The sequence below is a fragment of the Martelella sp. AD-3 genome (genome assembly GCF_001578105.1).
Lineage (GTDB): Bacteria > Pseudomonadota > Alphaproteobacteria > Rhizobiales > Rhizobiaceae > Martelella.
Genome location: NZ_CP014275.1, coordinates 3732619 through 3753460, shown reverse-complemented (window position 1 = coordinate 3753460; position 20842 = coordinate 3732619). Strand labels below are relative to the sequence as shown.

At 61.8% G+C, this 20842-nt stretch carries 16 protein-coding genes and 1 pseudogene; 12 read left to right on the top strand and 5 right to left on the bottom strand.

From position 1 onward, the window contains the following. The first annotated feature begins 274 nt into the window (after positions 1 to 274). A complete protein-coding gene (locus AZF01_RS17330; RefSeq protein ID WP_024706852.1) occupies positions 275 to 1750 on the top strand; it encodes a YdiU family protein in 1476 nt (491 codons plus the stop codon). 52 nt (positions 1751 to 1802) lie between these two features. Here AZF01_RS17330 and AZF01_RS24500 read toward each other — a convergent pair. From AZF01_RS24500 to AZF01_RS17315, 4 genes and pseudogenes are all read right to left on the bottom strand, one after another. Then, positions 1803 to 1951: pseudogene (locus tag AZF01_RS24500) on the bottom strand (IS3 family transposase); the annotation flags it as partial. Between the two features lie 209 nt (positions 1952 to 2160). Continuing rightward, a complete protein-coding gene (locus AZF01_RS17325) occupies positions 2161 to 2940 on the bottom strand; it encodes an ATP-binding cassette domain-containing protein (RefSeq protein WP_024706851.1) in 780 nt (259 codons plus the stop codon). Further along, a complete protein-coding gene (locus AZF01_RS17320; RefSeq protein WP_024706850.1) occupies positions 2937 to 4010 on the bottom strand; it encodes an ABC transporter permease in 1074 nt (357 codons plus the stop codon). Before AZF01_RS17320 ends, AZF01_RS17325 begins: the two co-directional genes overlap by 4 nt. A 118-nt stretch (positions 4011 to 4128) precedes the next feature. Then, a complete protein-coding gene (locus AZF01_RS17315; protein ID WP_024706849.1) occupies positions 4129 to 5163 on the bottom strand; it encodes a sugar ABC transporter substrate-binding protein in 1035 nt (344 codons plus the stop codon). 265 nt (positions 5164 to 5428) lie between these two features. On the opposite strand from AZF01_RS17315, the gene AZF01_RS17310 reads away from it, so the two are divergent. Beyond that, positions 5429 to 6568, top strand: a complete 1140-nt coding sequence (locus tag AZF01_RS17310; protein ID WP_024706848.1) for an ROK family transcriptional regulator — start codon at positions 5429 to 5431, stop codon at positions 6566 to 6568. Between the two features lie 98 nt (positions 6569 to 6666). Here AZF01_RS17310 and AZF01_RS17305 read toward each other — a convergent pair whose 3' ends face one another. Further along, entirely contained in the window at positions 6667 to 7767 is a 1101-nt protein-coding gene (locus tag AZF01_RS17305) for a LacI family DNA-binding transcriptional regulator (RefSeq protein WP_081725687.1), read from the bottom strand. 268 nt (positions 7768 to 8035) lie between these two features. On the opposite strand from AZF01_RS17305, the gene AZF01_RS17300 reads away from it, so the two are divergent. The 10 genes from AZF01_RS17300 to AZF01_RS17255 all read left to right on the top strand — a co-directional run bounded on the left by AZF01_RS17300 (position 8036) and on the right by AZF01_RS17255 (position 20783). Next, positions 8036 to 9328 carry a glycoside hydrolase family 88 protein gene (locus tag AZF01_RS17300; protein ID WP_197489614.1) on the top strand — a complete coding sequence of 431 codons (1293 nt, stop codon included), beginning with the start codon at positions 8036 to 8038 and terminating at the stop codon, positions 9326 to 9328. A 44-nt stretch (positions 9329 to 9372) separates the two neighbouring features. Next, on the top strand, positions 9373 to 10359 hold the full coding sequence (dctP, locus tag AZF01_RS17295) for a TRAP transporter substrate-binding protein DctP (RefSeq protein WP_081725686.1): 987 nt from the start codon (positions 9373 to 9375) through the stop codon (positions 10357 to 10359). Positions 10360 to 10573: 214 nt separating this feature from the next. Continuing rightward, positions 10574 to 12493, top strand: a complete 1920-nt coding sequence (locus AZF01_RS17290) for a TRAP transporter large permease subunit (RefSeq protein WP_197489613.1) — start codon at positions 10574 to 10576, stop codon at positions 12491 to 12493. Between the two features lie 81 nt (positions 12494 to 12574). Then, positions 12575 to 14398 (top strand): DUF2264 domain-containing protein, encoded by a 1824-nt coding sequence (locus AZF01_RS17285; protein WP_024709202.1) that lies wholly within the window; start codon positions 12575 to 12577, stop codon positions 14396 to 14398. A gap of 145 nt (positions 14399 to 14543) precedes the next feature. Continuing rightward, positions 14544 to 15569, top strand: coding sequence for a substrate-binding domain-containing protein (locus AZF01_RS17280; protein ID WP_024709201.1), 1026 nt, complete (start codon positions 14544 to 14546; stop codon positions 15567 to 15569). Positions 15570 to 15714: 145 nt separating this feature from the next. Further along, positions 15715 to 16992, top strand: coding sequence for an ABC transporter substrate-binding protein (locus AZF01_RS17275; protein ID WP_024709200.1), 1278 nt, complete (start codon positions 15715 to 15717; stop codon positions 16990 to 16992). A 96-nt stretch (positions 16993 to 17088) separates the two neighbouring features. After that, complete coding sequence (locus AZF01_RS17270; RefSeq protein ID WP_024709199.1) at positions 17089 to 18069, top strand: carbohydrate ABC transporter permease; 981 nt, start codon at positions 17089 to 17091, stop codon at positions 18067 to 18069. Then, entirely contained in the window at positions 18066 to 18899 is an 834-nt protein-coding gene (locus AZF01_RS17265) for a carbohydrate ABC transporter permease (protein WP_024709198.1), read from the top strand. Before AZF01_RS17270 ends, AZF01_RS17265 begins: the two co-directional genes overlap by 4 nt. A gap of 12 nt (positions 18900 to 18911) precedes the next feature. After that, a complete protein-coding gene (locus AZF01_RS17260; RefSeq protein ID WP_024709197.1) occupies positions 18912 to 19940 on the top strand; it encodes an ABC transporter ATP-binding protein in 1029 nt (342 codons plus the stop codon). Between the two features lie 57 nt (positions 19941 to 19997). Then, positions 19998 to 20783, top strand: coding sequence for a ThuA domain-containing protein (locus AZF01_RS17255; RefSeq protein ID WP_024709196.1), 786 nt, complete (start codon positions 19998 to 20000; stop codon positions 20781 to 20783). The last annotated feature ends 59 nt before the right edge of the window (positions 20784 to 20842 follow it).

The following is a 20842-nucleotide window of genomic DNA, read 5'->3' as shown; positions in this document are numbered from 1 at the left end:
AAGCTCCCCCGCTTCTGCCGGTCCGGAAGGTCGCCCGTTTCGGTCGTTCAAGCGCGTTCTCGATTTCCCAGAAAGCTGCCGATCCGCGCAGGGCGCTGCAGTGTCTATTCTGTCCTGATCGGATGGAACTGCTACTTCCATGCCTATGTAACATGTCGGACAGAGACGTTTCCGGTCAGGCATTGCCCTGGAAATCCGATATCGACAGCGCCACCTAAGAGCAGAATGGTCGAGGGCTGGCGGCCGAGCGGTACGACGGAAGCAGAACGGAAAGATGACGATACATTTCGACTTCGATAACAGCTACGCGCGTCTCGGCGCCGCTTTCCACCGGCCAACCATGCCGTCTCCCGTCGCCGCGCCGCATCTCCTGAAGCTGAACCGACGGCTCGCAGAGGAACTCGGGCTCGACGCGGATGCGTTGGACACTGCTGAAGGAGCTGAAATCTTCGCCGGCAACCGGCTCCCAACAGGCGCCGAGCCGATCGCGGCCGCCTATGCCGGACATCAATTCGGAAACTTCGTACCTCAACTCGGCGATGGGCGCGCCATCCTTCTTGGCGAGGTCGTCGACCGACAGGGTCGGCGTCGCGACATTCAACTGAAGGGGGCCGGTCCCACAATCTTCTCGCGCAGCGGCGACGGACGGGCAGCACTCGGCCCGGTTCTGCGCGAGCATCTCGTCAGCGAGGCGATGGCCGCGCTCGGCATCCCAACCACGCGGGCGCTGGCCGCGGTCGCGACGGGAGAGTCAGTCTACCGGGAAAGGGCCCTGCCGGGCGCGGTCCTTACGAGGGTCGCCTCCAGCCATATACGCGTCGGCACGTTCCAGTTCTTCGCGGCACGGGGCGACGACGCCGCGGTTCGAAAACTCGCCGACCATGTGATCGACAGGCATTATCCCGAGGCTGCGGGCGCTTCCAATCCCTACCGCGCTCTTCTGCAGGGCGTCTGCGCCCGTCAGGCGGAACTCGTCGCACGCTGGATGCAGATCGGCTTCGTGCACGGCGTCATGAACACCGACAATATGTCGATCGCCGGGGAAACGATCGACTACGGCCCTTGCGCCCTCCTCGATGCTTACGATCCCGCAACCGTCTTCTCCTCGATCGACCGGAACGGGCGTTACGCCTACGCCAACCAGCCCCGCATCGCGCACTGGAACCTCGCGCGTCTGGCAGAATGTCTGCTTCCACATCTCGATCCAGACGAAAACAAGGCCGTTGAAGCCGCACAGGACGTCCTCTCCGGCTTGGCCGACGCGTTCAACACCGCTTATGTCGACGGCTTTCGCGCGAAGATCGGTTTGCAGACACTGCAGCCGGAAGATGCCGCGTTGATCGAGGACCTTCTTGGGCGCATGGCACAGCAGAATGCGGACTTCACCCTGACCTTCCGCAATCTCGGCAAAGCGGCGGAAAGCGAGCAGGCCGACGGCGCGCTGCGCGGCCTCTTCGCTGATCCAACCGCCTACGACGACTGGGCGGCGCGCTGGCGTCAGCGCCTCGCGGCCGAACCGGGAGAGCCGGGTGAACGGCGCGTTGCGATGGATGCGGTGAACCCGGCGATCATTCCGCGCAACCACCTCGTCGAGGAGGCGCTTGCCGCCGCGATGGCCGGCGACCTGGCGCCCTTCGAACGCCTGAACGAAGCGCTGGCCACGCCCTTCGAGGATCGGGCGGAATTCACCGATTATGCTGGGCTCCCGCCAGTGCCCGAGGCAGCCTACCGAACCTTCTGTGGCACGTAAACGCGAGGCCTGCGAGCGACGCAATCCTGTTTGGCGGATCGAGGAGCGGCTCTTTCAATGGAGCCACCGCATCCCGCTTCACAGCGGGCGTCACCATTTCTTGGAAGCCACACCCTTCAGGATCTCCTTGTCCAGCATGGCCTCCGCGAGCAACCTCTTCAGCCGGGCATTCTCGTCCTCGAACGCCTTGAACTTGCGGGCTCAGGCCACAGAATATGATCATTGCGGCGAGCGGCATCATGCCGCCGACCGGACGTCGGCTGGGGGCGGAAACTGTGCCGGGCAGGTCGGGACTTTCGCCGAAAGAGCTTCGCTTCGATAATGGAGAGCATTTCCGGCCCGCAAGGGATCACCGGAAATGACCTCTGGCTAGACGCATGGCCGGGAACGGTGCCGGAGAACCCATCAGGTCAGGAGGCTTCTGCCAGTTCCGGCGGCTCCCTGGCGCCGGTCATGAAGGCGACGGCATCGGACATGGTGTGGTCCTTCGGGTTGATGACGCAGAGCCGCCGGCCGAGGCGATGGACATGGATGCGATCGGCCACCTCGAAGACATGCGGCATGTTGTGCGAGATCAGGATGATCGGAATGCCGCGCGATTTGACGTCGAGGATCAGCTCCAGCACACGGCGGGATTCCTTGACGCCGAGCGCGGCCGTCGGTTCGTCGAGGATGATGACCTTGGAACCGAAGGCCGCCGCCCGCGCCACCGCAACCCCCTGCCGCTGCCCGCCCGAGAGCGTTTCCACCGCCTGATTGATGTTCTGAATGGTCATCAGGCCGAGATCGTTCAGCTTTTCGCGGGCGATCCGTTCCATTTCCGGTCGGTCGAGCTGGCGGAACACCTTGCCCATGAAGCCGGGTTTGCGCAATTCGCGCCCCATGAACATATTGTCGGCGATCGACAAGGCCGGCGACATCGCAAGCGTCTGGTAGACCGTTTCGATGCCGGCCCCGCGGGCATCGTTGGGCGAGGCGAAGTTGAGGCGTCGCCCATCCATGTGGATCTCGCCGGAGTCCGGAAGCACGGCGCCGGAAATCGCCTTGATCAGCGTCGACTTGCCGGCGCCGTTGTCGCCGATCACCGCCAGGATTTCTCCCGGCATGAGATCGAAATCGCAGTGATCGAGCGCCGTCACCTTGCCGTAGCGCTTGACGAGATTGCGGGCCTTCAGAAGCGGTTCGGTCATAGTGATACCTTTCTGATCCACTGATCGAGGGCAACGGCGGCGATGATCAGCAGGCCGATCAACAGATAGGTCCATTGGGCATCCGCGCCCATCAGCCTGAGGCCGAGCGTGAAGACGCCGACGATCAGCGCGCCGAACAGCGTGCCGAGCACCGAGCCGCGCCCGCCGAAGAGTGAAATGCCGCCGATCACCACGGCGGTGATGGATTCGATATTGCTCAACTGGCCCGAGGTTGGCGAAACCGAGCCGATCCGCCCGATCAGGGCCCAGCCGGCGAAGGCGCAAATGAGGCCGGAAAGGACATAGACCGAGATCAACGTGCGCCTGACGTTGACGCCGGCGAGTTCCGCGGCTTCGGGATCGTCGCCGACGGCGTAGACATGGCGGCCCCAGGCCGTCTGACGCAGGACATAGGCAAGCACCATCACCAGCACGATCATGAAGATCACGCCATAGGTGAAGACGGCTCCGCCCAGTGCGATCTTGTTGCCGAAGAATTGCAGAAGCGGGGCGTTGGCCTCGATCTCCTGTGCCCTTATGGTCTCGTTGGCCGAGTAGAGAAAATTCGTCGCCAGCGCGATTTGCCACATGCCGAGCGTGACGATGAAGGGCGGCAGTTTGACGCGCGCGACCAGAAACCCGTTGATGAACCCGACCGCCGCGCCGCAGGCAAGCCCGCAGACAATCGCCACGCTGGGCGGAAGACCGTAGCGGAACGTGAACTGTCCCATGATGACGGAACTCAGAACCATGATCGCGCCGACGGAGAGATCGATGCCCGCCGTCAGGATGACGAGACTTTGCGCCGCCGCGACAATGCCGATGATCTGGACCTGCTGCAGGATCAGCGTCAGAGCAAAAGGCGAGAAGAATTTCGAGCCCAGCAATGCGCCGAAGACCGCGATCGACAGCAAGAGCACAATCAGCGGCACCAGTGCCGGCGTCTTGTGCAGGGCATGCTGGATCTTGTCGATCAGCCATTCCGGTTCCTGCGCGAATTCAGCGACCTTCGCGGGGCTTTGCGCCAGCGAGGATTCGTAGTCATCCTGGTGTGCCGAGGGTTCTTGCATGGTCCTCACTCTGATACTTCTCCAGGCGCCGGCCCGGACGGTCCGTCCCGTCAGCCTGGTTCTCGTGAAAAGGGGAGGCCGGTTTACGGCCTCTCCGAAAGGTTCAGGACTATTTGCATCAGCCCCAGCAGAGCTTCATGCCCTCTTCAGCGGAGATCGACTCCACGCCGTCAACCGGATGATCGGTCACCAGGGTGACGCCGGTATCGTAGAAATTCTTGCCCTCGGTCAGCATCGGCTTGGTTCCGTCGGCGGCAAACGCGGCGATTGCCTCAATGCCTTTCGAGGCCATCAGCAGCGGATATTGCTGCGACGTGGCGCCGATGACGCCGTCGGCGACGTTCTGAACGCCGGGGCAACCGCCATCGACAGAGACGATCATGACGTCGTTTTCCCGGCCGATGGATTTCAGCGCCTGATAGGCGCCGGCCGCGGCCGGCTCGTTGATCGTGTAGACGACGTTGATCATCGGGTCCTTGGCGAGCAGGTTTTCCATGGCGCGCTGTCCGCCCTCTTCATTGCCGGCCGTGACATCGTTGCCGACGATGCGCGGATCGGTCTCGTCTCCCCAGCGGCCCGGATCGCCAAGATCGATGCCGAAGCCCTTCAGGAAGCCCTGGTCGCGCATGACATCGACGGAAGGCTGGCTGACGCCGAGGTCGAGCATGGCGATCCGGGCATTGGCGGCTTCGTCGCCGAGCCTTGCGGCGGCCCAGGCGCCGATCAGTTCACCGGCCTTGAAGTTGTCGGTGGCGAAGGTCGCGTCGGCTGCGTCGATCGGTTCCAGCGAGGTGTCGAGCGCGATGACGAGGATGCCGGCATTGCGGGCCTGCTCGACCGAGGGGACGATCGCCGAACTGTCGGACGGCGTGATCAGTATGCCCTTGGCGCCGTCGGCAATGCAGGTTTCGACAGCCTGAACCTGGGTTTCATGGTCGCCGTCGATCTTGCCCGCAAAGGTCTTCAGGTCGATTCCGAGTTCCTTGGCCTTGGCGACAGCGCCCTCCTTCATCTTGACGAAGAAGGGATTGGTATCCGTCTTGGTGATCAGGCAGGCCGAGGTGTCGGCTGCCTGCGCGTTCCCGGCCAGAACCGCGACGCCCAGCGCGGTCGCGCAGCAAAGGGCTTTCGCACGCGAAGTGTTGAATAGCATGAAATGTCTCCTCCGTTGACCGACAGGCTCTCCCAAGCCTGCGTGTGCTGCGGCAAGCGCCGCGATGCCCATAGGAAGCACGATGGAGATGCCCTTTGTCAAGATATTAAATCACTCCGATTTATTTATTGCGATCAATTTACAATCCGCAGAATATATTGCACCAAGGGCGGAGGATGGAGCTTGAAACGTGACGACGCATTTATCCGGAGACGGTCAGGGAAATAAAAACCTGACGACTTCAAGAGGATCGAACCAATCGGGTGTGCGCGCCCATAATGAGCGGCTGGTGTTGTCCACGATCCGCCGCAACGGCCCGCTGGCCAAGGCCGAGATTGCGCGCAGGACCGGGCTCTCGATCCAGACAAGCGCCGTAATCGTGCGTTCCCTGGAGCAGGAAGGCCTTTTGAAACGCGGCGAGCCGGTGCGCGGCCGGATCGGCCAACCATCGGTCCCGATGGGGCTGGCTCCAGATGGCGCCTTCTTCTTCGGCCTCAAGATCGGACGCCGATCGGCCGATATCGTTCTGCTCAATTTCATTGGCGATGTTCTGGATAGCGCCCATCTCGTCTACGACTATCCGCGTCTCGACGATATGATGGCTTTCGTCCTGCCGGCGATTGCCGGAATGCGGGCAACCGTCCCGCAGGAGCGTCTGGCCGGCCTCGGCATTGCCATACCGTTCCGCATCTGGGACTGGGCGCGTATCGCCGGCGCCCCGGCCGGCCGGATGGATGAGTGGCGTACCCGCGACATCCGCGCGGAGCTGGAGGCCAGTCTCGGGCTGCCGGTCTACCTGCAAAATGACGCCTCGGCGGCCTGTGGCGCGGAACTGGCCTTCGGCAAGGGTCAGCGCCCGCAGGATTTCCTGCATTTCTTCATCGGCTATTTCATTGGCGGCGGTCTGGTGCTCGACAACCGGCTTTATACCGGTCGTTCCGGCAATGCGGCAGCACTCGGTTCCCTGCCGATCGCGCAGGCCGATGGCTCGTATCGTCAACTGGCGGACACGGCTTCGCTCTGCCTGCTGGAGCGGGCGATGGCCTTGGCCGGGCAATCCAGTGAATGCCTTTGGGGGCCGCCGGATGACTGGGTGGTCGAAGACAGCCTGCTGGAGCCCTGGCTGGACGAGACCTGCAGGAGCCTGGCCGTTGCCATCATAGCCTCCTGCTGCGTCGTCGATGTCGGGACCGTGCTGATCGATGGCTGGCTGCCGGGCAATGTCCGGGCCGAAATCGTCGCGAGAACGGCGGCGATCCTCAAGCGGACCGATGCCCCCGGCATCGAGAAACCCGAAATTGCCGAAGGCACGATCGGGCCGAACGGCCGTTCGCTCGGCGCCGCCAGCCTGCCGCTTTCCGACCGTTATCTCGTCGACCTCAACGCCGTGCTGGTTGCGGGATAGGCAGCCCCTTCCGCCGCGCGCCGGACTGAGCTTGGCTGATGATGACGAAATGCGCCGGTCCAGCGCAACTTCGGTCGCCCCTGCTGTGGCTCGGAACGTCAGCCCTTCCGTGCTGGCGCGGTCGACTGCCGATTGAGCAGCTCGACGCCGATGCTGATCCTTTTTGCCGGGCTGTCGGGAAAGGACGCTCTCTCGGCGAGAAGCTTGACGGCTGCGATCCCCAGTTCCCGCCGGTCGATGCCGACCGTCGTCAGGGACGGCATGGCGTGCGCCCCGATCGGCAGGCCGTCGAAGCCGACGACCGATATGTCGTCGGGAATGGAAAGCCCCATGTCCCTGATCGCCTGGATTGCGCTCATGGCGACGACGTCCGATACGCAGAACAGCGCCGTCGGGCGCCGCTCCATGCCGGCTAGATGTTTGGCGACTGCGGGACCCGCATTCATGCTGATCATGTCGGTCGAACCCAGGTCGAGAATATGGCGGGCGTGATCGAATGCGATGCCCGCGCTCTCAAGTGCATCCCGGAAGCCGATTTCGCGCTGGGCGATCGAGACCCGATAGACATGCGTGACGTGAAGAATATCGGTGTGTCCGAGGTCAAGCAGATGGCGGGTCGCCGCCCAGCCGCCGAAATAATAATCGGGCGCAACGCTCGGGAAATTCATCGATTGATCGATCCCGTTGACCAGAACGCCCGGTATTCCGCCCTGCTGCATCTCTTCCAGCAGCCGCGGTTCGTCAATGCCCATCAAAATGGCGGCTTTCGGAAGCGTTTTCCACGTGCGTTCTCCGCGCTTGGAAAGCGCTTCGTCGAGGATGGAGACTTCAACCGTTACGCCTTGCACGGTGGCCTCGGAAACGATCCCGTCGATGATATCGCCATAAAACGCATCATTGCCGACCATCCTCCCATAGGTGAACAGCGTGACCGTCGAGGGCAGCGTCCGGGGCGACTGGCTTTCATATTCCAGATAGCCGACCGCCTGCGCGGCGCGCAAAACGGCGTCGCGGTTTCGCCGGCTGACACCCCGGCGATTGTTGAGGGCCTTGGAGGCTGTTGCGAGCGAAACGCCGGCGGCGGCGGCGACATCCGTCAGCTTTGCGGAGGAGCGGGCGGATTTGGCGTCTGCGGCATCCTGCCTGTCTTCCGCGTTTGGATTCTTGCCCGGATGCGCCGGTTCCATTGTCTCACTCATCGGTTTTCTTCCCTTCGATTTCGAGAAATACACGAAAGCGCGTCGACCACAAGCGCGTGGAAAATCAAAGCGTAATATGGAAAAAATGGAAAATAAAGAAAAATAGGAAAATTATGATTGACTGAGAAAATAGTCGGGACCAATATGCCCGCCAACGGTCGGTCGTCGTCCTGTCTGCCTCTGGCATTCAAAACGGCGACTGATTTCAAGGGTGGAGCTGCCTTCGGGCGGGCGGAGATATGCCAAAACATCCCGGATACAGGAGACCATGGCATCGCCGCGCGACGTGGTGGGTCGCCGTAGTGCGTTGTCTAGGAAAGTTTGCCCAATGAACGATATGTTTCCTGTTCACGATGAGGGACGGATCATTCCGCCGATCGCGGCAGAAACCCAGCAGGATCTCGAGGCGGTCAAGGCCGATATTCTCGGCAGTATTGAGCGGAATGCCCCCCGGATCGGGTCGCGCAATCCGATGATTGGCGCCGGCGCGGACGATCACCGCTGGCTCTATCCCGAAATCGGCTATTTCTGGACGGATTCATTCTGGATCGGCGAGCTCTGGCTCGCGCATATGCTGACAGGCGATCAGCGCTACAAGAACATGGCGCGGATGCGCAATCTGCATCTCGAGCGCATTCTCAACACGCCGTTGTGGCTGAGCCATGACCTCGGCTTTCTGTTCTCGCTTTCCGCCGTTGCCGACTACAAGCTCACCGGCAACCAGCAGGCGCGCACGCTCGCCTTGCGGGCGGCTGATGCCCTGAAGGGCCGCTTCAACTGGGCCGGCGACTACCTGGTGGCGTGGACGGCAAGCCGGGAGAATATGGAACACGCGGCCAAGGTTCAGGGAAAGGTCATCATCGATTCCATCCAGAACCTTTCGCTGCTGCTCTGGGCTTATCAGGAAACCTGCATCATCTCCTATCGCGATGCGGCCCTCCGGCATGCGGAAACGCTTAAGAAGCACATCGTGCGCAGCGACTACAGCACCTTCCACACCTTCGATTTCGACACCTCCACCGCCATGCCGATCGGCGGCAATACGGCGCAGGGCTTTGCGGACGCTTCGTGCTGGAGCCGTGGCCAGGCCTGGGGCATTCACGGTTTCGCGCAACTGGCCGAAACCACCGGCAATCTCGAATTTCTCGAACTGAGCGCCAAGCTGGCCGACTATGCCCTCGAGAAGATGGGCGACGATTACGTCCCTGACTGGGATTATCTGCTTCCGGCCGGCGAAGAGCGGATCAAGGACAGTTCCGCCGGCGCCGTCACATCATCGGGGCTGTTCATTCTGGCCGACGTCCTTTGTCGGATCGGCGATCAGAAGCGTGGCCAGCATTACCGGACCGCCGCCCTGAGAATGCTGTTTGCTCTGCGTGAACGGCATGACCTGACGGGCGACCCTGATGCGGAAGGCCTGCTCTCCGCCGGCGCGTCGCACGTGCACGGCGCAAAGGCGCAAGGCCGCCCCAACCTGGCGAACGCCATGCTTCCATACGGAGATTACTACTATTTCGAGGCCGTTCTGAGGGGCCTTGGATATCGCCAGTTTTTCTGGTGACCACAGCGAAGACGAATATACCAACAACAAATCGGGAGAGAGAAATGAAATTTCGATCACTTATGATCGCAGTGGCCTGCATTGCGGGGCTTATGGCTACCGGAGCCGAGGCCAAGACCTACAAGTTCGCGACCAACACCACGGCCGATGTCGGACCTGGCGCTCTGATCGGCGAATTCGTCGAAGCCGTTGACGAAAGAACGGATGGCCGGGTCAAGATCAAGGTCTTTGCGAACGGCGTTCTGGGCAGCCAGGAAGACTATCTTCAGCAGATCCAGAAGGGCGTCGTCGATCTCGGGCTCGTCAACAGCGCCACGCTGGAGAACATCATTCCCGAATTTTCGGTCGTGAACCTGCCTTACGTGTTCCGTACGCTTGACGAATACGGCAAGGTGATGAGCAATCCCGAAATTCAGGATATGCTTTTCGAGTCGGCAGAAAGCCACAATTTCGTTCCGCTGGGCTTCTTCTCCAACGGCTTCCGTAGCCTCACCCTGACCAAGCCGGTCAACACGATGGCGGACCTGAAGGGCATGAAGATCCGCACCCTCTCCAGCCAGACCTATGTCGACATGTACACGGCATTCGGTGCGGTTCCGACGCCGATGGCATTCGGCGATGTCTTCCCCGCGCTGCAGCAGGGTGTGATCGACGGCGCCGGCGGTTCCCTGAGCGGCCTTTACGACCTCAACTACGGTCAGGCCGCCAAGTACGCCGCTCTCACGGAGCATACCCGACTGACCGACTTCGTCGTCGTTAGCGACAAGTTCCGCGAAAGCCTGAGCCCGGAAGACATGGCGATCGTTCAGGAAGAGTTGATGAAGGTCAGCCTCAAGTCGCTTGAATTCATCGACAGCCAGTTCGCCCGCAGCGCAGAACTGGGTGCTGAAAAATTCGGTGTCACCATTGTCGAGATCGACAAGGTTCCGTTCATGGAAGCTGTCCAGCCGATGTATCAGGAAGCTGCTGAGGATCCGAAGAAGCGCGCATTGCTCGAAGCGATTTTCGCGATCGAAGGCCGTCAGCTCTGATCCTGCTTTCGACTGGATGTCCGGTCGTCTTGCCAGAGCCTGATACGTGGCAGACCTTGTCTTGCCGCCCGGGTTTTGGCTTCCCTTTCTGGCGCTTCCGGTCTTGAAGCACGCAGGGCTTCCCCCAATGCCCTCGCGACCCGTATTTGCTCTTCGGGTCGCGGCTGAAAATCGACCGCAACACGCCTTGCGGTATGTTCCGGGAACTGGTCCTATGCAGCAAACCAACGAACTTCCGAACTCTACCCTTACCCATACGCTTGGTCGCGCCTATGCGCTTTTCGGGAAGCTGCTCGGCGCAGTCCTGATGGCCTTGACCCTGGCTATGAGTGCGATGATCACCTATCAGGTTGTCGCACGATATGTTTTCAATGCGCCAAGCACCCTGACGGAAGGTCTGTTGCGCTATTCCCTGATCTGGCTCGGGCTTCTGGGGGCTGGCTACTGCTTCATGAGCGGCCAGCACCTGAACCTGCCGCTGGTTCTGGAAATGTTGCCAAAGCGGCGCGCGGGCTTTCTCAAGGCGGTCAATGCCTGGCTATGCCTGCTTTTCGGCCTCATTCTTTCCTGGTCGGGCTACAACGCGATCTTCGAGAATTCGCGGATGATGGCGCCGATCATCAATATCTCCATCGGCACGCTTCAAAGCGTTCTTCTGATTTCCGGCGTCATGACCGGCGTCTCGCAATGCGTCGAGCTGCTTCGGTTGCGCCGCGCCGGCGAGGCCTCGATTTCCGCGATCGCAATGTCTGCCGCCGTCATTCTGTTCGTCTTCGCGCTGATCTGGTGGTTCTCCGGCACGTCCGTCTACGAATACCTCGTCGATGAACGGCTCGAACTGTTTTCGGTTGTCGTGCTTTTCGGCGTGTTCTTCGTTCTTCTTGCGATCGGGACGCCCATCGCCGTCGGTCTGGCGATCTCGGGCATGCTGACGATCAGTCTCCAGCTCGACCCGGCAACCGTGTTTACGACGAGCGGCGAGAAGCTGTTCAACAGCCTGGATAATTTCGGCTTTCTGGCGCTGCCCTGCTTCGTGCTGGCGGGCAATATCATGACGCAGGCCGGCATCGCCCGGCGCCTGATCGACCTCGCCATGCTGATCGGTCGGCGCATTCCGGGCAACCTCTGGCATTCCAACGTCATTGCCAACATGCTGTTCGGCTGCCTTTCCGGCTCCGGCATCGCGGCAGCGACGGCGATTGGCAGCATGATCGCGCCCGTGGCGGAAGAGAAGAAATACGATATGCCGTTCACGACCGCCGTCAATGCGGCGTCGGCACCTGCCGGCATGCTGATCCCGCCATCGGGACCGTTCATCATCTATTCGCTGATCAGCGGCGGGTCCGCATCGATCGTGGCGCTTTTCCTTGCCGGCTACGTTCCGGGCATCATCATGGGCCTGTCTGTCATGGTCGTGGCCTATATCTACGCCCGCCGCAACAAATACCCGACCGACAAGTCGCCCTACAGGGTCTCCGAGGTCATGGTGACTGTGTGGAAGGCGCTGCCAAGCCTTACCCTCGTTCTGGTCGTGATCGGCGGTATTGTCGGCGGTGTTTTCACGGCGGTGGAGGGGGGCGGCATCGCCGTCTTCTACAGTCTCCTGCTCGCCATCGTCTATCGCAGCCTGACCTGGAAGCAGCTGATCCGGGCGACCTACCAGACCGCGATCACCGCGGGTGTGATCCTGCTGCTGATCGCGGCATCCGGGCTGATGAGCTGGAGCATGACGTTTGCCAGCATTCCCGACAGCATCGGCACGTTCCTGACGAGCATCAGCGACAGCAAGTATGTCATCCTTCTCCTGATCAATATCAGCCTGCTGATCGGTGGCGTCTTCATGGACATGTCGGCGGCCCTGCTGATCTTCACCCCGATCCTCTATCCCGTGGTCACGGCCATGGGCGTCGATCCGGTGCATTTCGGCGTGGTGATGATCTACAACCTGTGCATGGGCGTCGTGACCCCGCCGGTTGGCACGGTTCTGTTCGTGTCCTGCGGCATTACCGGCCAGCCCATCACCCGCGTGGTCCGGCCGCTGCTGCCGATCTTTTTCGTACAGATCGCCGGCCTGCTGCTGATCACATACATCCCCGAACTCAGCCTGTTCCTGCCGCGGCTGTTCGGAATGTAGAGGCAAAGGCCGGCGATCGGGTTCAATCATCAAGGCCCCCTTCAAGGGGGCTTCGGACCATCAGTCAGGAATACCAGGCAAATGGCGTATTATTCAAAGTTCTCTGAAAACCCGATGCGGGCACGCACCGATTTCCAGACCCTTGTCAGGGATCTCGTCGCACCGGTCGCCGGCTATATCGAGCGTCAGGGCGCGCGTGTCGATTTTGACGAAGGGGCCGCCGTCTACCCGATGGCTTCCAGCTCGCTCGAGGGCGTTGCCCGCCCGCTCTGGGGCCTCATTCCACTGACAGTCGGTGCCGGCGATGATTGCGGCTGGTGGACCCTGATGCGCCGCGTGATTTCCGAAGGCACGGATCCGGAGCACCCCGACTACTGGGGGCCGACGCAGAGCCCGTCGCAGCACAGCGTGGAAATGGCCGCAATCGGCGTCATGCTGATGGCCGCGCCGGAAGCCGCCTTTGTTCCGTTTTCCGATCGGGAAAAGGACAATCTGCTGCGCTGGCTCGAAGAGATCCAGCATGTCGTCCTCGTCGACAACAACTGGCTGTTCTTTGCCGTCCTCGTCCAGGAAGGCCTGCGCAAGATCGGGCGCGCTGATCTCATCGACCAGGAACTGCAGGACAGATACATCCAGCGTGTCAGCGAGTGGTATCTGGGCGATGGCTGGTATGGCGACGGCCCGACATTGCCCGTCGATCACTACGGCGCCTTCGCCATTCATTTCTATGCGCTGCTCTACGTCCATTTTGCCAGGGATCCGAAACCGGCGCTGGTCAAGGCCTTTCGCGAGCGGGCCTCGGCCTTCCTGGAGCCGTTCTCTTACTGGTTTGCCGAAACCGGCGAAGGCCTGATGGTCGGTCGGTCGCTCACCTACCGGTTCGCCATGGCGGCCTTCTGGGGCATGGCGGCCGTCTGCGAGCTGGACGGGATGAGCCCCGGTCAGATCAAGGGCATCTGGGCCCGCCAGCTGCGCAGCTGGCGCGACAAGCCGATCTTCACGGCCGACGGGCTGATGACCCGCGGCTATTATTATCCGAATCTCATCATGTGCGAGGACTACAATTCTCCTACCTCGCCCTATTGGGCGATGAAGGCGTTCATGCCGCTGGCACTGCCGGAGGATTCGGCATTCTGGCAGGCGGAGGAGGAACCGCTGCCATGCCCGGACAAAGTCTACCCGATGCCCGCGAACAACACGATCGCGCAGCGGATCGAAGGCCACAGCGTGGTTCACTACGGCGCGCCTGTGCGTGCCGACGTGCAGCCGGACAAATACAACAAGTTTGCCTATTCCACAAATTTCGGCATGGAGATCAACGCCCTGCAATATGCCGAGGAATTCCGCTTCGGCGACAATATCCTCGCCTTCAGCTTTGATCGTGGGATCAACTGGCAGATGCGGCGCAGCAACAGTTTCAGCCGGCTCGACGGCCGGACGCTGTCGCTTGGCTGGAGCACCGGCGAGCAGGACGTGGAAACGACCATCGAGGTCGCCGATGACGGCAGCTTTATACGCCGCCATGTGTTCGAACTCGCACGACCGGCCTTCGTCGTCGAAAGCGGCTTTGCCGTGGACCAGTGGTATGAGGAGGCGGAGGTTCTGGCGCCGGAGCCGGGCGCGGCCGAAACCCGCCTGCTGATGCAGGATCGCGATCGCGACGATATCATGAAGACAGAAGCCGTTATCGCCGTCCGCGGCGCCAACGGTCTGTCGGCGATCCGCAGTCTCGACGCCTATCCGAAATTCGCCGGCGCAGCCCGCAGGACGCATACCAATCTGAGCGCGCCAAGAACTGCCACGCCGTTCCTGCTGGCGCGCTTGCCGGCAGGGCAGCACACGCTCACCCACAAGTTCCGTGTCTCCTCACGCCGCGACCCCGATATTGCCGACCTGCTGGACTAGCGATCACAGGCAGGACGCAGTCGCGCCCGATGTGCGTCCATGATGCCCGAAACGTTTCGGTTTTTAGGCCTTGCCGGCCTTGGCGCCGGTTGGCAAGATAGGTGCGGAAAAGGCGCCTGACAATTGATTTGCGCCTCGGGACAAAATGACCACTTTGAAAGACCTCAGTCATGCCCTCGGGCTTTCGGTAACCCAGGTCAGCCGGGCGCTGAACGGCCACAGCGATGTGAGCGCAGCCACCCGGGAACGCGTGGTGGACGCGGCCAAGAGATTGAATTATATGCCCAATGTCTCGGCGCGTCGGCTGGTTTCCGGCCGCTCCGGCACGGTCGGTCTGGTCTTCCGAAATCGTTCGGAAGTGCCGGCCGATACGCTCTTTGTGGAAACGACATGCGGGCTTTCTGAATTCTTTGCCGAGCATGACCTGCAGTTCATGCTGCATGTCGGCCGGCTGGCGGATGACGAGATCAAGGTCTATCGGCGGCTGGTCGAAAGCCGCACGCTCGATGGCTTCGTGATCCTCAATCCGGCTGTCGACGATCGTCGCATCGCCTTCCTGCGCGAGCGGGAGGTGCCCTTCGTGGTTCATGGTCGTGCCGCGCCCGATAGCGCCCACCCCTATTTCGATATCGATAATGAAGAGGTTGCTCATCGTCTCACGCGCCATCTCATCGAGCGAGGCCACCGTCGCATTGCCTTCATCAATGGTCTCCGCTCGCTGACATTCGTCGAGGCCCGTCAGAGGGGTTATGCCCGCGCGCTCGCCGAGGCGGGGATCGTTTATGACGAGACGCTGCACGTCGCCGTCGAGATGACGGAGAACGCGGGCCTGGTCGAAAGCGTGCGGCTTGTCGCCCACACGGCCGAGCGCCCGACGGCGGTAATCTGCGGTAACACACGGATTGCAAAGGGTGTTTACCACGCGGTCGAGGCCACGGGATTGTCGATCCCGGGAGATGTTTCCGTGGTCGCCCATGACGATCTCCTGTTCGAGTTCGACTCCGAGCGCTTCAATCCGCCGCTCACCGTCACCGCCAGCGCCCTGTCGGAAAGCTGGAAGCCGATGGCCACTTTTTTGGCCCGCGCCATCGAGGGCGGCCATCCGCTTGCCGAAATGCAGGAAATCGGCCGCACCGAGTTCATCGAGCGCGCCTCCGTCGCTGCCGCGTAAGGCGGTCGTCCGCGGCTCTTCGATTTTGTCCCGTTGACAGAACGCATTTGTGGGCATACCCTCCCGAAACGTTTCGGATTTTCGCTAAATCAAGAAACGTTGTTCGCCGATGTGGGAGCGTCGGCTGTCTTCAAGGGAGGAATTCATGGTCAAGCGACTGAACAGACTGGCATATCTTGCCGCAGGCGGAGCGCTTTTCGCAAGCCTTGCGGTCCCCGCTTTCGCCGTCGAGGTCACGATCGTTTCGGGTGACACGGGCACGGCTGTGCAGAACTTCAGGGATCTGGTCAAGCCGTGGGAGGAAGAGACCGGCAACACCGCGAAGATCGTGCCGATGCCGTCGTCGACCACGGATCAGTTCGGTCAGTACCGCCTCTGGCTCGCCGCCGGCAATGCCGATGTCGATCTCTACCAGACCGACGTCATCTGGGCGCCGCAGCTTGCCGATCATTTCGTCGATCTGAGCGATGCCGCCAAGGATGTCATCGACGACTATTTCCCGTCGATCATCCAGTCGCAGACGGTTGACGGCAAGCTCGTGGCGATGCCGATCTTCACCGATGCGCCGGCGCTCTACTATCGCAAGGACCTGCTCGAGAAATACGGCAAGGAGCCGCCGAAAACCTGGCCGGAGCTCGCCGAGACCGCAAAGGAAATTCAGGACGGCGAGCGGGCCGACGGCAATGCCGACATGTGGGGCTATGTGTGGCAGGGCAATGCCTATGAGGGGCTGACCTGCAATGCTCTTGAATGGGTGAAATCCTATGGCGGCGGCCAGATCGTCGAGCCGGACGGCACGATCTCGATCAACAACCCGCAAGCCGCTGCCGCCATTGAGGAGGCCGCCTCCTGGGTCAACACGATCTCGCCGGAAGGCGTGCTCGCCTACATGGAAGAGGAGGCCCGCGGCGTCTGGCAGACCGGCAACGCCGTGTTCATGCGCAACTGGCCCTATGCCTATGCGCTGGGCAATGACGATTCGAGCCCGATCAAGGGCCAGTTCGACGTGACGACGCTGCCGGCGGGGCCCGACGGCGGAACGCCCGCGGCAACGCTTGGCGGCTGGAATGTCGCGGTGTCGAAATACAGCAAGAACCAGGAGGCCGCGATCTCGCTTGCCATGTATCTGGCCGGCCCCGAGGCGCAGAAGGAACGCGCCCTGAAGCAGACCAACCTGCCGACCCTGGTTGCCCTTTATGACGACGCCGAGATTGCCGAGAAGCAGCCGATCATTCCGCGCTGGAAAGAGGTGTTCCTGAACGCCGTTCCGCGGCCGTCTGCCCCCACCAAGGGCAAGTATAACGAGGTCTCCTCGCTGTTCTGGTCGGCCGTCCACAATACGCTCGCCGGTGACGGCACGGCTGCCGAAAACCTGGAAATCCTCGAGATCGATCTTGAGGATTTGAAGGGCAGCGGCTGGTAACGCTCCTTTGTTGGTCGGGGCGGCATTTGCCTGCCGCCCCATCTTCCATCGGCCGCGCCGGAAATGGCTGCGGCAGTAACCGACAGGAAACGGGCCATGACCGAAACCTCGTCCGCGCTTCCCCCCGCCACCGGCGGCGGGCGCGAGCGAAGCCTTGAGGATCAGCGCCGCCGCGCAGCCTTCTGGTTTCTCGTGCCGATGCTGGTGATGCTGTTCTGCGTCGCCGCCTGGCCGCTTTTGCGGTCCATCTATTTCTCCTTCACCGATACCACGCTCGACAATCTCTATGGCGGCACGTGGATCGGCTTCGACAACTATCTCTATCGCCGCGAGCTTTCCTCCGGCCGGGTCATCTGGCGGGGCACGCTCGCCGATGCCGCCTGGTGGAATGCGGTGTGGAACACCGTGCGCTTTTCGGTCATCTCGGTGTCGATCGAAACCGTGCTCGGCCTCATGGTGGCGCTGGTGCTCAATGCCCGCTTCGTCGGGCGCGGCATCGTGCGCGCCGCGATCCTGATTCCCTGGGCGATCCCGACCATCGTCTCGGCCAGGATGTGGGGCCTGATGTTCAACGACCAGTTCGGCATCATCAATGACATGCTGCTGAAACTCGGCCTCATCGACCACAAGATCGCCTGGACCGCCAATATCGATACCGCGATGATCGCGGTGCTGATCGTCGATATCTGGAAGACGACGCCGTTCATGGCGCTGCTTTGCCTTGCCGGCCTGCAGATGATCCCGCGTGACATCTACGAGGCGGCCAAGGTCGACGGCGTCAATCCGGTAAAGGTGTTCTTCCGGGTTACGCTGCCGTTGGTGCGCCCGGCGCTGATGGTGGCGGTGATCTTCCGCATGCTCGATGCGCTCAGGATCTTCGACCTCATCTACGTGCTGACGCCGAATTCGGCGGCGACCAAGACCATGTCGATCATCAGCCGCGAGAACATGATCGACTTCAACAAGTTCGCCTATGGCTCGGCGCAATCGACGCTGTTGTTCACCATCATCGCGCTGTTCGTCATCCTTTATATCTGGCTCGGCCGTGTCGATCTCGGCGGGAAGGATGCACGATGACAGCCACCGACATCCTCAAGAAGGTCGCCTTCTACTTCGCCGTTCTCTTGATCGTCGTTGTTGCGGTGTTCCCGTTCTATTACGCGATCCTGACGAGCCTTGAGACCGGCACGGCGCTGTTTCGGGTAAACTACCTGCCGGAGGTCATCGACTTCGCCAACTATGTCTCGGTGCTGACCGCGCGAAACTTTCCGCGCTCGGTGCTGAACTCGGTGTTCATCGCCTCGGTCACGGTGCTTGGCGCGCTTTTTCTCGCCGTCACCGCGTCCTATGCGCTGGCCCGCGTCCGGTTTCGGGGCAGGGCGCTGCTGCTGATGACCATCCTGGCGGTCTCGATGTTTCCGCAGATCGCGGTGCTCGCCGGTCTGTTCGAACTCGTGCGCTTCCTCGGCATCTTCAACACGCCGTGGGCGATGATCCTGTCCTACACGATCTTCACCCTGCCGTTCACCGTCTGGGTGCTGACCACCTTCATGCGCGATCTGCCGCTGGAGATCGAGGAGGCGGCGATCGTCGATGGCGCCACGCCATGGGTCATCATCACCCAGGTGTTCCTGCCGCTTTTGTGGCCGGCACTGGTGACGACCGGACTTCTCGCCTTCATCGCGGCCTGGAACGAGTTCCTGTTCGCGCTCACCTTCACCGCATCCGAGACCCAGCGCACGGTGCCGGTCGCGATCGCGCTTCTGTCCGGCGCATCGCAGTTCGAAACCCCGTGGGGCACCATCATGGCCGCGTCCGTCCTCGTCACGGTGCCGCTGGTGCTGCTCGTTCTCATCTTCCAGCGCAAGATCGTCTCCGGCCTCACCGCCGGCGGGGTCAAGGGCTGACGGGAGGCAAAAATGGCTCAGATTGAACTGAAAAAACTTCGCAAATCCTTCGGCGTCATCGAGGTTATCAAGGGCATCGACCTCGAGATCCAGAAGGGCGAATTCATGGTCTTCGTCGGTCCTTCGGGCTGCGGCAAGTCGACGCTCCTGCGGCTCATCTGCGGGCTCGAAAGCATCACCGGCGGCGAACTCCTGTTCGATGGCCGGCGGATGAACAACGTCATCCCATCGAAGCGCGGCATCGCCATGGTGTTCCAGTCCTACGCGCTCTATCCGCACATGACCGTCTACAAGAACATGTCCTTTGGCATGAAGCTCGCCGGCGCATCGTCCGGCGAGATGGACGAGCGCGTCAGGAAGGCGGCCGAAATGCTGCAGATCGAGCACCTGCTCGACCGGCTGCCGCGCCAGCTTTCCGGCGGCCAGCGCCAGCGGGTGGCGATCGGCCGCGCGATCGTGCGCGATCCGCGGGTCTTCCTGTTCGATGAACCGCTGTCGAACCTCGATGCGGCGCTGCGTGTCGCGACCCGCCTCGAAATCGCACGGCTGCATCATGAAATGGACAATGTCACCATGGTCTATGTGACGCATGATCAGGTGGAGGCGATGACGCTGGCGGACCGGATCTGCGTTCTGCGTGACGGCCTTGTGGAGCAGGTGGGCACGCCTTCCGAACTCTACGAAAAGCCCGCCAATCTTTTTGTCGCAGGCTTCATCGGTTCGCCGAAAATGAACTTTCTCACCGGCGCCTTTGCCGAAAAATTCGATTGCGCAACGCTTGGCATCAGGCCGGAGCATATCGATATCGTCGGAGCCGGCGACGGGCTGTGGCAGGGCAAGGTCATCCACACGGAGGATCTCGGCTCCGACCACCATCTGTTCGTCGATATCGGGGCCGAGGAGCCGCTGACGGTGCGCCAGGGCGGCAAGCTCGACACCGCGATTGGCACCGCGGTGTCACTGGCGCCGTCTGACCCCGGCTTCATCCATCGCTTCGACAAGGACGGATTGCCGCTTCCGGAAACCGTGACGGCGGCCTGAGCATTCAGAAATCGAGGGTCGGGTTCGCCGGCGCCTCCAGCATGAAGGAAGAAAACGATGACGATCAGAACCCTCGTCTGGGGTGAAAACGTACACGAGCAGACCAACAAGACGGTCGCGAAACTCTATCCGGACGGCATGCATGCCTGCATCGCCGGCGCGCTGAACAAGGATGCCGGCATCACCGCCGAAACCGCGGTGCTGCAGGATGCCGAGCACGGGCTGACGGCCGAGCGGCTTGCCAACACCGATGTGCTGATCTGGTGGGGCCATGCGGCCCATGGCGATGTCGACGACACGGTCGTCGAGCGCGTCTGCGAGGCGGTCTGGGGCGGCATGGGCATGATCTTCCTGCACTCCGCCCACTTCTCCAAGCCGTTCAAGCGGCTGATGGGCGCGCCCTGCAACCTCACCTGGCGCGAGGCGGGTGAGCGCGAGCGACTGTGGGTGACCTCCCGCAACCACCCGATCGCGGCCGGAATCGACAATTATTTCGAGCTCGAGAACGAGGAAATGTACGGCGAGCCCTTCGGCGTGCCGGAGCCTCTGGAGACCGTGTTCGTCAGCTGGTTCCAGGGCGGCGAGGTGTTCCGCTCCGGCCTCACCTACAAGCGCGGCGCGGGCAATGTCTTCTACTTCCGCCCCGGCCACGAGACCTACCCGACCTATCACAACGAAAACGTTCTGAAGGTGATCGCCAACGCCGTGCACTGGGCCCACAACCCGGCCGCGCGCCTGGCGGATCCGACCGATGCGCCGAACGTCCCCGTCGACAAGGCCCCGGAAAAGATCGAGGAACGCGGCGAGACGCTGCACGCGGCCGGCGAGGCCGGGTTCCGGTAAGGGCGGTTTCGCAAACGGAGATCGCCCCTTGCTCCAACCGGTCTCCCCCCTTGAGGGGG